The 14171-nt window shown below is 73.2% G+C and carries 13 protein-coding genes; 7 read left to right on the forward strand and 6 right to left on the reverse strand.

Features of this window, described 5'->3' with window-relative positions; all coding sequences use genetic code 11:
- The first annotated feature begins 104 nt into the window (after nt 1–104).
- The 3 genes from FHR37_RS04265 to ndk all read left to right on the forward strand — a co-directional run bounded on the left by FHR37_RS04265 (nt 105) and on the right by ndk (nt 2344).
- Nucleotides 105–1502, forward strand: coding sequence for a bifunctional folylpolyglutamate synthase/dihydrofolate synthase (locus FHR37_RS04265; RefSeq protein WP_092887489.1), 1398 nt, complete (start codon nt 105–107; stop codon nt 1500–1502).
- A 4-nt stretch (nt 1503–1506) separates the two neighbouring features.
- The gene (locus FHR37_RS04270) at nt 1507–1839 is read left to right on the forward strand and encodes a DUF4233 domain-containing protein (protein ID WP_092887492.1); all 333 of its coding nucleotides are present in this window, start codon (nt 1507–1509) and stop codon (nt 1837–1839) included.
- 97 nt (nt 1840–1936) lie between these two features.
- Nucleotides 1937–2344, forward strand: coding sequence for a nucleoside-diphosphate kinase (gene ndk / locus FHR37_RS04275; protein ID WP_092887495.1), 408 nt, complete (start codon nt 1937–1939; stop codon nt 2342–2344).
- 21 nt (nt 2345–2365) lie between these two features.
- Here ndk and FHR37_RS04280 read toward each other — a convergent pair whose 3' ends face one another.
- From FHR37_RS04280 to FHR37_RS04290, 3 genes are all read right to left on the reverse strand, one after another.
- Entirely contained in the window at nt 2366–3634 is a 1269-nt protein-coding gene (locus FHR37_RS04280) for an Nramp family divalent metal transporter (protein WP_202818322.1), read from the reverse strand.
- Between the two features lie 115 nt (nt 3635–3749).
- A complete protein-coding gene (locus FHR37_RS04285; protein ID WP_092887502.1) occupies nt 3750–5405 on the reverse strand; it encodes a glutamate--tRNA ligase in 1656 nt (551 codons plus the stop codon).
- 135 nt (nt 5406–5540) lie between these two features.
- Nucleotides 5541–6536, reverse strand: coding sequence for a helix-turn-helix transcriptional regulator (locus tag FHR37_RS04290; RefSeq protein WP_202818317.1), 996 nt, complete (start codon nt 6534–6536; stop codon nt 5541–5543).
- 243 nt (nt 6537–6779) lie between these two features.
- Here FHR37_RS04290 and FHR37_RS04295 point away from each other — a divergent pair, with 243 nt between their 5' ends.
- Both FHR37_RS04295 and FHR37_RS04300 read left to right on the forward strand, forming a co-directional pair.
- The gene (locus FHR37_RS04295; protein WP_237769026.1) at nt 6780–7394 is read left to right on the forward strand and encodes a DUF2461 family protein; all 615 of its coding nucleotides are present in this window, start codon (nt 6780–6782) and stop codon (nt 7392–7394) included.
- Entirely contained in the window at nt 7391–8347 is a 957-nt protein-coding gene (locus FHR37_RS04300) for a DinB family protein (RefSeq protein ID WP_092887511.1), read from the forward strand. Before FHR37_RS04295 ends, FHR37_RS04300 begins: the two co-directional genes overlap by 4 nt.
- A gap of 87 nt (nt 8348–8434) precedes the next feature.
- Here FHR37_RS04300 and FHR37_RS04305 read toward each other — a convergent pair whose 3' ends face one another.
- The 3 genes from FHR37_RS04305 to FHR37_RS04315 form a co-directional block, all read right to left on the reverse strand.
- A complete protein-coding gene (locus FHR37_RS04305) occupies nt 8435–8635 on the reverse strand; it encodes a hypothetical protein (protein ID WP_092887514.1) in 201 nt (66 codons plus the stop codon).
- Nucleotides 8636–8720: 85 nt separating this feature from the next.
- Nucleotides 8721–9533 carry a DUF1707 SHOCT-like domain-containing protein gene (locus FHR37_RS04310; RefSeq protein WP_092887517.1) on the reverse strand — a complete coding sequence of 271 codons (813 nt, stop codon included), beginning with the start codon at nt 9531–9533 and terminating at the stop codon, nt 8721–8723.
- A gap of 174 nt (nt 9534–9707) precedes the next feature.
- On the reverse strand, nt 9708–10949 hold the full coding sequence (locus FHR37_RS04315; protein ID WP_092887520.1) for a hypothetical protein: 1242 nt from the start codon (nt 10947–10949) through the stop codon (nt 9708–9710).
- 236 nt (nt 10950–11185) lie between these two features.
- Here FHR37_RS04315 and FHR37_RS04320 point away from each other — a divergent pair, with 236 nt between their 5' ends.
- Both FHR37_RS04320 and FHR37_RS04325 read left to right on the forward strand, forming a co-directional pair.
- Entirely contained in the window at nt 11186–13162 is a 1977-nt protein-coding gene (locus FHR37_RS04320; protein WP_092887712.1) for a TIGR03960 family B12-binding radical SAM protein, read from the forward strand.
- 50 nt (nt 13163–13212) lie between these two features.
- On the forward strand, nt 13213–14007 hold the full coding sequence (locus FHR37_RS04325; protein ID WP_092887523.1) for a TIGR03936 family radical SAM-associated protein: 795 nt from the start codon (nt 13213–13215) through the stop codon (nt 14005–14007).
- Nucleotides 14008–14171 lie beyond the last annotated feature (164 nt).

A 14171-nucleotide genomic window follows, 5' to 3' on the forward strand; every position in this document is an offset into this window, starting at 1 on the left:
GCGAGGTTGTGGCCCCTTCCGTCGACCCCGGGACCCCTTGCGGCGGCCCGGCGCCCGCGCGCGAAACAATGCCCGGGTGACTACACGAGCAGGAGCTGGTCGCCATGGCACGCGGTGACGCCGGCCGGGCGGGCCAGGGCGCGCAGACCGACCGGGCCGCGCAGCAGGCCTACGTCGAGGTGGAGCGGGCGCTGCTGCGCCGGCTGCCCGAGCACAAGTCGGTCGAAGGCCCCACCCTCGAGCGGATCCGGCTGCTGTGCGAGCTGCTGGGTGAGCCGCAGCACGCGGCGCCGGTGATCCACCTGACCGGCACCAACGGCAAGACGTCCACCGCCCGGATGGTCGACTCCCTGCTGGCGGCGTTCGGTGTCCGGGCGGGCCGGCTGACCAGCCCGCACCTGGCCGAGATCCGGGAGCGGATCAGCCTGTCGGGGGAGCCGGTGTCGCCGGAGCGGTTCGTGCAGGCCTACCACGAGGTGATGCCGTTCGTGGACCTCGCCGACCCGCGGCTGGATCGCCCGCTGTCGTTCTTCGAGATCGTCACCGCCATCGGATTCGCGGTCTTCGCCGACGCCCCGGTCGACGCGGCGGTGCTGGAGGTCGGGCTCGGCGGGCGCTTCGACGCCACCAACGTGGCCGACGGCCGGGTCGCGGTGGTGACCCCGGTGGCGGTCGACCACGCGCAGTACCTCGGCGACACGCCTGTCGAGATCGCCGGGGAGAAGGCCGGCATCATCAAGTCGGGCGCGGTCGCGGTGATCGCCCAGCAGGAGGTCGAGGTCGCGGAGGTGCTGATGCGCCGGGCCGCGGAGGTCGGCGCCTCGGTGGCGAGAGAGGGCCTGGAGTTCGGGGTCGTCAACCGCGACATCGCGGTCGGCGGGCAGCAGCTGACCCTGCAGGGCCTGCACGGCACGTACGGTGAGATCTTCCTGCCGCTGCACGGCGCCCACCAGGCGCACAACGCGTCGGTGGCGCTGGCCGCGGTCGAGGCATTCCTCGCCGGCGGGGTCACCGAGGGCGAAGGCCTGGACGCCGACCTGGTACGCGAGGGCTTCGCCAACGTCAGCTCGCCCGGACGGCTGGAGGTCGTCCGGCGCAGCCCGACGGTCCTGCTGGACGCGGCGCACAACCCGCACGGCGCGACCGCGACCGCGGCGGCCGTCACCGAGTCGTTCTCGTTCGAGCCGCTGATCGGCGTGGTCGGGGTGATGGCGGACAAGGACGTGGAGGGCGTGCTGGAGGCGTTCGAGCCGGTGCTCAGCCGGATCGTGGTCACCCAGAACTCCACCGCGCGCGCCATGCCGGCCGCAGAACTCGCCGAGATCGCGATGGACATCTTCGGCGAGGAGCGGGTCTCCCTCGCGCCGCGGCTGGACGAGGCGCTGGACCTCGGCATGCGGCTGGCGGAGGAGGAGGCCAGCGCACTCGGCTCCGGCGGGGTCCTGGTCACCGGCTCGGTCATCACCGCCGGCGAGGCCCGGGTCCTGCTCGGGGGACGGTGACGGCGTGCGTTCGGTACTGGCGGCCGTCCTCGTCTTCGAGGCGATCATCGTCGGGCTGGCCATCCCGGTGGCCGTCTCGATCGAGGGCGTCGGCGGCGGCCAGGCCGGTGCGGTCGGCGGCGGGATCGCCGTCGCCTGCCTGGTCACCGCGGGCCTGCTGCGGTTCCCCGCCGGTCGCGTGATCGGGTCGGTGCTGCAGGTGGTGGCGATCGCGCTGGGAGTCTTCGTACCCCTGATGTTCTTCCTCGGCGGGATCTTCGCCGTGCTGTGGTTCGTCTGCCTCGTCCTCGACCGGCGGATCGTCGCGCTCCGGGCCGAGCGGGACCGCGCCGAGTGACCGGTTACGCTGCGCATCCTGTCCGTCTGATCAGTTCTGTCCGTTCTTCCGGGCCGGCGTCCCCGCACGCAGGCCCGTCCCACCGCGAGGAGTACGCGTGTCCGAGCGCACCCTGGTCCTGATCAAGCCCGACGCCGTGAGCCGTGGCCTGGTCGGGGAGATCCTGAGCCGCTACGAACGCAAGGGGCTGGCGCTGGTCGCCGCCGAACTCCGCACCATCGACGCGGCGACGGCTGACGTGCACTACGCCGAGCACGTCGAGAAGGCGTTCTACCCGCCGCTGCGCGACTTCGTGACCAGCGGTCCGCTGCTCGCGGCCGTGCTGGAGGGTGACCAGGCGATCGAGGTCGTCCGGGCGCTCAACGGCGCGACCGACGCGCGCAAGGCGGCCGCCGGCACCGTCCGCGGTGACCTCGCGCTGTCCAACCGGGAGAACCTCGTGCACGGCTCGGACTCGGCCGAGTCGGCCGCCCGCGAGATCGCCCTCTGGTTCCCTAAGCTCTAGCTCGTTCCGGCGCGTCCTCGGCTAACCCGTTCCGGTGAACGTGAGCACCACCAGGCCGAGGTTCAGCGCGGTCACCACGGCGGCGACCACTCCCGCGGCCGCTGTGGTGGCCGGGTGGTTGGTCGCCTCGCCCATCAGCCGCCGTCGGGCGGTGAGGAGCACCAGCGGCACCACCGCGAACGGCACCCCGAACGACAGCACCACCTGGGACAGCACCAGCGCGCGGGTGGGGTCGACGCCGGCCCCGAGCAGCAGCAGCGCCGGCGCCAGCGTCACCAGCCGCCGGACGAGAAGCGGGATCCGCCGGCGCAGCAACCCCTCCATGATCATCGCGCCGGCGTAGCAGCCGACCGAGGTGGACGCCAGCCCGGAGGCGAGCAGCCCGACCGCGAAGACCACCGCGATCCCGCCGCCGAGCTGGTCGGCGATCGCGGCGTACGCACCTTCCAGCCGGTCGGTGCCCGGCACGCCCCGCAGCGCCGTGGCGGCGGCCAGCAGCAGGCCGAGGTTGACGGTGCCGGCCAGCACCATCGCCACCAGCACGTCGATCCGGGTGACGGCGAGGTAGCGGCGCACCACCCGGCCGGCACGGCGGCGCACCCGGGCAGCGGCGGGGTCCGCCGCCAGCAGCCTTGCCGGGTGCCGTCCCGCGGAGGTCCAGGCGGCGAGCCGGCGCGCGGCCGGACCGTCGGCGGACAGGCCGGAGTGCAGATAGACCGCGTGCGGCATCAGGGTCGCGCCGAGCATCGCGGTGGCCAGCAGCACGCTGTCCAGGCCGGCGAACCCCGGAACCATGCCCGCCGCGACGTCGCCCGGCGCCGGTGGCGCGACGACCAGACCGGCGAGGAACCCGACCGTCACGATCAGCAGGAACGACACGATGACGCGCTCGAACGGTCGCCGGCCGAGCCGGTCGTGCACCGCCAGCACCGCCATCGACACCGTGCCGGTGACCAGCCCGCCGAGCAGCAGCGGCAGGTCGAACAGCAACGCCAGCGCGATCGCCCCTCCCACCACCTCGGCGAGGTCGGTGGCGACCGCGACCAGCTCCGCCTGCAGCCAGTACGCCAACCGGGCCGGCCGGGAGAGCTCGTCGGCGACCAGGGCCGGCAGGGACCGCCCGGTGACCAGCCCCACCTTGGCGGAGAGGTACTGCACCAGCCCGGCCATCAGGTTGGCGGTGACGATCACCCAGACCAGCAGGTAGCCGTACGTCGCGCCGGCGGTGACGTTGGTGGCGACGTTGCCGGGGTCGACGTAGGCGACCGCGGCGACCAGCGCCGGACCGATCAGCGCCGCCCCGGAGCGCTTTCGCACCCCCGTCCGCGGCGCACGGGCCCGGCTGCGTGCGTCCCCCGTACCCCCGATCGTGGTCGGCATCGGGGTGTCGCGGCCCGCCTCGGCCCTACGCCTGGGCGCCGGTCAGCGCACGCACCCGCCGCAGCACCTCCGGCGCACCCAGCGCCCGGGCGACCGAGAACAGGTCGGGGCTGCGGGTGGAGCCGGTGAGCGCCACCCGGATCACCTGGGAGGCCTCCCGGATGGAGCCGGGGAAGGCGTCCGGGTCGCGCTTGTACTCCTTGGCGTTCTTGGCGAAGCCGTGCCGGGCGGCGAGCTCACGGATCTGGCCGAACCACTCCTGCGGGTCGTCCAGCTCCTGGTATCCGTCGGCGAACTCACCGGCCAGCGTGCGGACGATCTCCGGGTCCAGCCCGCCCAGCCGCTCGTCGCCCGGATCGGCGACCAGCGGGAAGAGCGCGGGGAAGAAGAAGCCGTACACCGGCCGGAAGTCCGACCACCGGCGCAGGTCCTTGCGCGGGTTCTCCACCCCTTCGCGCTCGACCGCCAGCGCGCGCAGCGCGAGGTCGCGGTCGTTCGCCACGACGTCCACCAGCTCCGGGTCGTAGGTCCGTGCCCAGACGGAGAGCTGGTCGAGGATCTCCTCACCGGACAGGGTGGCGATGTGGTCGGCGCTGATGTCGGACAGCTTCACCAGGTCGACCAGGGGACCGGCCACGCCGCAGTCCTCCAGCCGGATCGGCGCCGACAGCGCCTGCTCCATCGGCAGGTCGGCGAGCCGGCCGTTGGCCAGGCCGCGCAGGTAGTACTGCGTGGCCGGGGCGGGGTAGCCGGCCTCCAGGAAGAAGTCGACCGACGCCTCGGGATCCTTGCGCTTGGACAGCTTCCGCTTGCTGCCGCCGTCCTGCTTGTTCAGCGGCGCGATGTGGGCGTACTCCGGCGCCTCGAACCCCAGCGCCTCGAACAGCTGCAGGTGCAGCGGCACCGACGAGATCCACTCGTCGGCGCGGATCACCAGGTTGACCCGCATCAGGTGGTCGTCCACGGCGTGCGCGAAGTGGTACGTCGGCAGCCGCGGCTCCTGGGCGGAGGTCTTCAGGATCACCACGTCGTTGCGGTTGGACTCGTGGGAGAGCTCGCCCCGGATGGCGTCGGTGAAGCGGGTCCGCGCGCCCGGACGGGCCGGCGCGCGGAAGCGGACGACGTACGGCGCGCCCTCGGCGAGCTTGGCCCGTACGGCGTCGGGCTCGGCGTCCCGCCAGATCGCCCACCGCCCGTAGTAGCCGGTCGGCAGCTTCGTCTTCTGCTGCGTCGCGGTGATCTGCGCCAGCTCCTCCTTGGTGGCGAAACAGAGGTACGCCCTGTCCTGGCGCAGCAGCTCGCGGACGTGGCTGAGGTAGATGTGCGAACGCCGGGACTGGCGGTACGGGCCGTAGTCGCCGCCCAGCTCGTCGGACTCGTCCGGCTTCACCGCGAAGTAGGCGAAGGCCCGGTCGAACTGCTCCAGCGCCCCCGGCATCTCCCGCGCCTGGTCGGTGTCCTCGATCCGGAAGAGGTAGCGCCCGCCGGACTCGTCGGCGACGGACCGGTCGATCGCCCCGACGTAGAGCAGGCCGAGGTGGGGCGACCCGGTGGGCGACGGACCGACCCGCGTCACCTTCGCACCCTCGGGCAGCTGCCGGGGCGGGTACTGCTGTTCCCAGTACGCCGGCTCGCGCAGGTCCGCGGGGAAGAGGGCGTCGATTTCGGCGCGGTCGAGCATCGCTGGTGATCTCCGTCGACGACGTGGGGTGGGCGTGGGGGTGGGCCTGTGCCCGGCCTGGGGTTGGCCTCGGGTGGAATCTTGCGTCGACCCTATGCGAGCACCACCTCCGGGCGACGACCGGTAGGCCGGTGATCACCCGCGTGGCGGGTGGCCGTGCCGCGCGGCCAGGCGGGCGCCGTGGTCGCGGACGGCGGCCCGCAACTCCTCCGGGCCGAGCACGTCGACCTCGCAGTCCAGCCCGGCGACGAACGACACCAGCGGTCCCAGCTCGTTGGCGGCCACCCGCAGGATCGCCGCCGGCTCCCCGCCGCCGGGACTCTCGTCCGGCTCCACGACGCCGACGCTGGGCGGAAACCTCCGGCGGGCCTCCGCCACGTCGAACGGCACCCGGAGCCGGGCCTGGATCGACCACGGCGCGAGGTTGGTCCCTTCCGACACCATGGCGATCGCGTCCGGCGGGTCGGTGTGTTCGTACCGCCGGCCGGTCAGCACCGGATCCCGCACCCGGTCGACCCGGAACGTCCGCCAGTCGGCCCGGTCACGGTCGCGGGCGACGAGGTACCAGCGCCGGCCGGTGTGCACGATCCGGTACGGCTCGACCGTCCGTTCGCCGGCCCGCCCCTGGTGGTCGAGGTAGCCGAACCGCACTTCCTCCGTACGCCGGCACCCGGTGGCCAGGGCCACCAGGACGTCGGCGTCCACCCGGGGGAGGTCTCGCCCGGGCAGTTGCACGGTGCTCGCCCGGACGGCGCTCACGCGTTCCCGCAGCCTGGCCGGGAGCACCTGGTCCAGCTTCGCCAGCGCGGCGACCGCTCCGTCCGCCACACCGGAGACCGCGGTGGTCGCGGCGACGCCGAGCCCGACCGCGATCGCCACCGCCTCGTCGTCGTCCAGCAGCAGCGGAGGCAGCCTGCCCGCGGTGCCCAGCCGGTAGCCGCCGTGCGTACCCAGGTCGGCCTGCACGGGGTAGCCGAGGGAGCGCAGCCGGGTGACGTCGCGGCGGACGGTACGCGGGGTGACGCCGAGGCGTTCGGCGAGCTCCTCGCCGGGCCAGTGTGGGCGGGCCTGCAGGAGAGAGAGCAGCCGGAGAAGCCGCACGGCGGTGTCCTTGACGTCCATGACATCCATGAGATCGCCGATCCTTGCGCGCACGCTCGCCGGGGGCCAGCCCCTGGTAGGTGCCGAGCGGTCGCGCGCTGCCGGTTGTCGGTGGGCGGTGGCATGCTCCGCACTCATCCAGCGATGTCCAGCGATCGCGCTTCCGCCCGGGAGGTCCCCGTGGGACGACCTGCTGACCACCAGCCCCCTGACCGAGCTTCGAAACCAACAGGCGAACGTCACTGCACCGGCTGGCCGGAGGAGGCGTTCGACGTGCTGCTGCGGCTGGACGGCGACCCGACCCAGGCCGAGCGCGAACGACATCGCGGCGACCGTGAGCGGCTGGTCCGCGGGCCGATGATCGCGTTGCTGCGAGACGTCGCCGGCGCCGACGAGGCCTACGAGGACTTCCACGTCTGGGGCTTCGCCAAGATGCTGTGGCCCTGGCAGCGGCAGGTCGGCATGGTCCGGGTCGCGCCCAACGTCGAGCTGGGGGTGTCGTTCGACCTCGACGGCCTGGCCGTCCAGTGCTCGTGGTGGTACGCGCCGGGTGAGCAGGTGGAGCGCTATCGGCACGCGGTGGCCGGGGAGGCCGGTGCGGAGCTGGCGGGGCTCGTCGAGGACCTGGCGGAGGAGGGGTACGAGATCGGCGGCGATCTGCTCAAGCGGGTGCCCCGCGGCTTCCCGCCCGGCCATCCCAGGGCGGACCTGCTGCGCCACCGGTCGCTGACCGCCGCCCGCCCGGTCGGCGGCGAGGCCTGGCTGCACACGCCGGAGGTGGTCGACCGGCTGCTCGCGGAGTTCGCCGCGCTGCGCCCGCTGACCACGTGGTTCGCCGAAAATACCGGACCGGAGCTGTCCGCCACCGGGGCTAGCGTGCGGCCATGACCACCCAGAACGACACCTCGGCCGGCTCCTCCACGAAGAACCCGGCGAGCAGTTCGATGAAGGCCCACCTGCTCGAACTCTCCGACTTCGCCTGGCAACGACTGCACCACCGGCTCGGTGGCCTCACCGACGAGGAATACCTTTGGGAGCCGGTGCCCGACGCCTGGACGCTGAGACCGTCCGGAGACGGCACGTACGCCGCCGACGGGTCGGCCATGCCCCCGCAGCCGGCGCCGTTCACCACCCTGGCCTGGCGGATCGCCCACGTGGCGGACGTCCTCGGCGAGGACCGGACCGCCACCTGGCTCGGCCTGCCGGTCGGTGCCGACGAGGAGCCGGCGCCGCGGGGCACCGCCGCCGCGGCGGTCGCTGCGCTCGAACGCGCGCACGCGATCTGGCGCCGTCGCCTCGCCGCCGTGACCGACGAGGCGCTGGCCCGCCCGATGGGTGACATCGCCGGCCCGTTCGCCGAGTCCGACGGCGCGGCGTTCGCGCTGCACATCCTGGACGAGCTGATCCACCACGGCGCGGAGATCGGGGTCGTTCGCGACCTCTACCAGCACCAGCGCCCCCAGGACCCGTTTGCCGACGCGTGCCTGCGCGGTGACCGGGCCGAGGCGCAGCGGCTGCGTGAGCAGGATCCCGGCGTGGTCGAGCGCCTCGGTGCGGACGATCCCGGGATCGTGTCCCGGGCTGCCTCCCGCGAGCGCTGGGACGCCGTACGCCTGCTCGTCGACCTCGGGTTCGGTGTGGACGCCCCCGAGCGTTCGCCGGCGCCGTCCCCGCTCCACTACGCGGCCGGGGCGGGCGCGCTCGAGGTCGTACGCCTCCTGGTCGAGCGCGGCGCCGACCTGGACCGCACCGACCCGACCTTCGCGGCCACCCCGCTCGGCTGGGCCGAACACTTCGGCCAGGCCGAGACGGCCGCCTACCTCACGTCTGTGCGCCGGTGACCCCGTGTGCACTCGAACCGCCTCCGGACCCGGCCGGAAACGCGGTCGGAGTCGGGGAAGGGCGCGGATCGTGCTGCCGCGGGTCGGTCAGGCGTCGGGGAGGACCGTCCGGCTGACGTTGACCGGGACGCTCAGCGTCGGCGGCTCGCCGCCGTCGGCCAGCGGGGGCTCGCCGACCACCACCTCGGCGTCGTCGCCGGCGCCGAGCGCGCGGGCGCGAGACGCCCAGTCTTCGATGTCGGCGAGAGTGAGTCCCGACCCTGCCGGGAGACACAGGAACGCGGCCATGCGGCACATCTTCCCATCAGACCCCGGCACCTCCTACCCGGACCGGCTCCAGGGGTGGCGGGTACCGCTTTTCCCGGTACGCCGGCTACCGGCCACGCCGGCGGTCGCGCCGGGCGTCCCGCCGGGCCTGCCGAGCGTCCCGGCGTCCGGCCCGGGCGTCGGCGAGTGCGGACCTGCGCTGGGACCGCGCGTCGGCGAGCGCCGCGCCACGCTGGGACCGGGCGTCGGCGAGGGCCTCCCGCCTGCTCTCCCGGGCGGCGCGAAACCCGTCGTACGGCCGCGAGCTCGACACCCGCAGACCACCGAGCACCGAGAACGAACGAACCCGCAGGGTCGGTGCGTCGTCGCCGGCCACCTCGTCGACGTCGATCCGCCGGCCGCCGAGCAGGCTGAACCCCTCGGTCACCACCGAGACCCCGGGCGGCACGGTCAGGCTGACGCCGCCGATGACCGACACCGAGGTCAGGGTGACCTCCGGCGCGTCCAGCTGCGCCTCGCGCAGGTCGAGGTCGACACCACCGATCAGCGTCACCGAGACCAGCTGGTCGCGCATCCGCCAGCGGCCGCTCCGGCGCAGTCCGCCCAGTGGTGTCACGTGCCAGTCGGTGCGACCGCGGCCCGCGGAAGGGTGGACGGCGGGCTCGGCGGCTTGCTCGGCGCCCAGCGGCAGGTCGCGAAGGAGCGGTTCGAGCTCGCCGCGGGTGCGTGCGGTGTAGGAACGCTCCAGTCGGTCGCTGAACTCCTCCAGCGTCAGCCGGCCCTCACCGCACGCGGCGTTGAGCCGGGAGACGACCGCCTCCCGCTCCGCGTCGGAGGCCAGGATGGAGGCCTCGCCCACCGCCGGGTGGTCAGGTCCCGACTGCTCGGACCGGCTGGGTTCGGGTTGCTGGTCGGTCATGGCCGCCTTCCCCGTGCTGCGTCAGTAGAGGTGGGCGCTCCGCAGGCGACGGGCCGGGACTGCGTCCCTGCCCTGCCCACCGCGCGGACATTATCCCGCCGTACCCCAGATCCTGCCCGTGCCGCCAGGATTCCGCCCGCACCGGCAGGATCTACCTCAACCGCCAGACCTCGGCTACCGAGCCCGCGCTCCGCACCAGGTGCACCGCGGCCGGGTGAGCAGCCGGTAGGAGAGCGCGGCGACGCCGAGGCCGGCTCCCCACACGAGGTACGCCGACATGGCCACTCCCATGAACCAGGACGGGTACGGGTCGGCCTGCGCCGCGCTCGCCGGCTCGGTGAGGAGCTGGACCAGACCGGTCCCGAAGTACGCCGTCATTCCCACCGAGACGCCCAGCCCCGGGCCGAGGACCAGCCACCGCGGCACCCGGCGGCCGGCCAGGCCGAGCACCCAGCGGGGCCAGGTCCGCCCGAAGCGGTGGACCTGCGCCAGCGGCAGCAACGTGCCCGCGAGCGCGGCGGCCGCCAGGAACGCCAGGCCCGCCACCCTTCCCGCGGATCCGGTCGCGGGTGCCGCCTCCGGGCCGAACCCGATCAGGGCCTGGGCGCCGAACCGGATCACGCACCCGAGGACCGCCGCGTAACCGGCCGCGAACGCCCACCACGGTGCCCGCACCTCGCCGTCGGTCCCGGCGATCCCGGGGGTCTCCGCGCCGACGGGCCCGGTGGACCCGGACGACCCGGCCGGGGTGCGACGCGCCGGCCGCCCACAGCCCAGGCAGCCTCCCCGCAGCCGCCGGCCTGCCGCCAGCGCGGTCCCGCCCACCAGCACCGCGGCCGCCATGCAGCCGGCCCGGCTGAGCAGCGCACCCACGTCGAACGGAACGCGGGTGCCGACGAACAGCAGTCCCACGACGTCGAGCAGCAGGAGGCAGGCGGCGGAGGTGATCACCGCGCTCACGGCCCAGGCGAGCGCCACCACGGTCCAGCCGGCGACCGCCCGGGCCCCGGTGACCCGCGGCCCGGCCGGACCGCCGCGTCCGGAGACCACGCCGAGCGGGCCGACCAGCAGGCGGATGCCGAGCGCCACCACGGCCGCCGCCGCGCACAGGACGACCACGCCCCAGCCGGAGAACGCCAGCAGGTCCGGCCCGATCGGCGGGAACCACGGCCGGTGGCCGAGTGCCCAGTACGTCCGAAGTGCGCCGTACGCGAGGGCCCACCCGATCACCAGCGCCGGCAACCGCGCCGACCAGTGGACCTCGGGTCGGGGCGGGTTCGCGGCGGCTTCCGGGCCTCGCCGGACCCCGGCATCTCCTCGCGGGTGGCACTCGAGGCAGTTCAGGGGATCCAGGCCGTCCAGCTTGTCGAAGCCGTCCGCGTCGCGGCCGATCCGCGTTCCGTCGAGAAATCGCATGGCTTTCACGCTGGCCGGAGCAGACCTGGTGTTGCCTCCCTCTCGAGGGGGAACGGCCTCGCCCGCCCGGCCGACCCTGCGGCAAAGCCTCGTCGGACGCCCCGAACCCGCCCCGAACCCGTGCCGAACCCGTGCCGAACCCGCCCGGCGGACCGGCGGCCCGGGCCGGGACCCGGCCGGCGGTTACCCTGGATGCTTTGGCCGACGAGACCCCGATCGAAGGTGTGCTGAGAACCATGGCCGTGGAGTCGTTGTTCCCCCGGCTGGAGCCCCTGCTACCGGCGGTACAGAAGCCGATCCAGTACGTCGGCGGTGAGCTCAACTCGACCGTCAAGGAGTGGGACTCCACCCAGGTCCGCTGGGCGCTGATGTATCCCGACGCCTACGAGGTGGGGCTGCCCAACCAGGGCGTGCAGATCCTCTACGAGGTGCTCAACGAACGCGACTGGATCCTGGCCGAGCGCACGTACTCCGTGTGGCCGGACATGGAGAAGGTGATGCGGGACAACGCCATCCCGCAGTTCACCGTCGACGGGCACCGCCCGGTCGGTGCGTTCGACCTTCTCGGTGTGTCGTTCGCCACCGAACTCGGCTACACCAACCTGCTCACCGCGCTCGACCTGGCCGGCATCCCGCTGGAGGCCTGCGAGCGCACCGACGAGCATCCGATCGTGCTGGCCGGCGGCCACTCGGCGTTCAACCCCGAGCCGATCGCCGACTTCCTCGACGCCGCCGTCCTCGGCGACGGGGAGGAGGTCGTCCTCGCGATCAGCGAGGTGGTCCGGGAGTGGAAGGCCGAGGGAAGCCCGGGCGGGCGGGACGAACTGCTGTTCCGGCTGGCCGTGTCCGGCGGGGTCTACGTACCCAAGTTCTACGACGTCGACTATCTCCCCGACGGCCGGATCAAGCGGGTCGCCCCCAACCGCAGCGGCGTTCCGTCGCACGTCGTCAAGCACACGTTGATGGACCTCGACAAGTGGCCCTACCCCAAGCAACCGCTGGTCCCGCTGGCGGAGACGGTGCACGAGCGCTTCTCGGTGGAGATCTTCCGCGGGTGCACCCGCGGCTGCCGCTTCTGCCAGGCGGGGATGATCACCCGGCCGGTACGCGAACGCAACATCTCCACGATCGGTGAGATGGTGCAGAACGGCGTGGAGGCGTCCGGCTTCGAGGAGGTCGGCCTGCTGTCGCTGTCCAGCGCCGACCACTCCGAGATCGGCGAGGTGGCCAAGGGGCTGGCCGACAGGTACGAGGGAAGCAACGTCTCCCTGTCACTGCCGTCGACGCGGGTCGACGCGTTCAACGTCACGTTGGCCAACGAGCTTTCCCGGAACGGCCGCAGGTCCGGGTTGACGTTCGCGCCCGAGGGTGGCAGCGAGCGGTTGCGCAAGGTCATCAACAAGATGGTCAGCGAGGACGACCTCATCCGCACCGTCGCCACCGCGTACGCCAACGGCTGGCGGCAGGTGAAGCTGTACTTCATGTGCGGGCTGCCGACCGAGACCGACGAGGACGTGCTCGCCATCGCCGACCTGGCCCAGCGGGTGATCGCCACCGGACGCGAGGTGTCCGGGCGCAACGACATCCGGTGCACGGTGTCCATCGGCGGGTTCGTGCCCAAGCCGCACACGCCGTTCCAGTGGGCCGCCCAGGAGTCCTGGGAGAACGTCGACTCCCGGCTGTCCAAGCTGAGGTCCGCGATCCGCAGCGACCGGAAGTACGGCAAGGCGATCGGGCTCCGCTACCACGACGGGCAGCCCTCGGTGGTCGAGGGACTGCTGTCCCGCGGTGACCGCCGGGTGGGCCGGGTGATCCGGTCTGTGTGGGCCGACGGCGGCCGGTTCGACGGCTGGAGCGAGCACTTCTCCTACGACCGGTGGGTGAAGGCGTGCGAGGAGGCACTGGCCGGCGAGCCCGTCGACCTCGACTGGTACACCACCCGCGAACGCGGCGAGACCGAGGTGCTCCCGTGGGACCACCTCGACGCCGGCCTGGACCGGGAGTGGCTGTGGGAGGACTGGCAGGACTCGCTGGACGAGGTGGAGGTCGAGGACTGCCGCTGGACGCCGTGCTTCGACTGCGGTGTCTGCCCGCAGATGGGTACGGAGATCCAGGTCGGCCCGACCGGGCAGAAGATGCTCCCCATCGTGGGGGTCTCCCAGACCCGGCAGGCCGAGCTCGTCGCCCCCGCCGGCAGCCGTGACTCCGGCTGACCGGCTGACCGACCGGCCGGCGCGGGCCGACCGATAGGGTCTGCGGCGATATGAGCCGGACACCGAAGCCACCCGACCGCAACACCCCGCCGACCGTGCAGCGGTTGCGCTTCCGGTACGCCAAGCGGGGACGGCTGCGCTTCACCAGTCACCGCGACTTCCAGCGGGCGCTGGAGCGTGCCGTCCGCAGGGCCGGCGTACCCATCGCGTACTCCGCCGGCTTCAGTCCGCATCCGAAGATCTCCTACGCGGGTGCCGCGCCGACCGGGGCCGCCAGTGAGGCGGAGTACGCCGAACTCGGTGTCGCCGTGCGTTGCGACCCGCAGGCGCTGCGTGCCGGGCTGGACGCCGCGCTGCCCGACGGGCTGGACGTGCTGGAGGTCGTCGAGGCGGGGTCGGGCGCGCTGGCGGACCGGCTGCAGGCCTCGTTCTGGGAGATCGCCTGCCCGGTGGAAGCCGCCGGCGACCTGGCCTCGGCGGTCGAGGCGTTCCTCGCCCGCGACGTAGTGGAGGTGGAGCGTCTCACCAAGAACGGACTTCGCGTATTCGACATTCGGGACGCCGTCCGGCGGCTCGACCTGACCCGGCCGGAACCGGCCGCGGGCGCACCGTCCGGCGGTACGACCGACCTCTCGATTCCTTGTGCGATACTGCAGGTGGTCGTGCGGCACGGAACGCCCGCTGTGCGACCCGACGACGTCCTCGCTGGGCTCCGCCTGGCGTCTGGGCTCGAGCTTCCGCCACCACATCGCATGACCCGGCGGAGCCAGGGCCCGTGGGACGAGGAGTCCGGCACCGTGGGCGACCCGCTGGCCCCCGACCGCGACGCTTCCGTCACCTCGTGAGTGACAGGAGCCGTTGACGCGGTTGGGGACACCGATCGGGAGCGATGCCGTGGCGAAGGCGCCGTCGCGGTTCCGAAGCGAAGCTACGGCTCTCGCTCGGGACTGACAAGCGACTTACGTCGAGGCCGCCTGCCGGTGACCCTGACGACCGACACAGGCCTCCG

It is taken from the genome of Actinopolymorpha cephalotaxi, from assembly GCF_013408535.1.
In the GTDB taxonomy this organism is placed as follows: Bacteria; Actinomycetota; Actinomycetes; order Propionibacteriales; family Actinopolymorphaceae; genus Actinopolymorpha; species Actinopolymorpha cephalotaxi.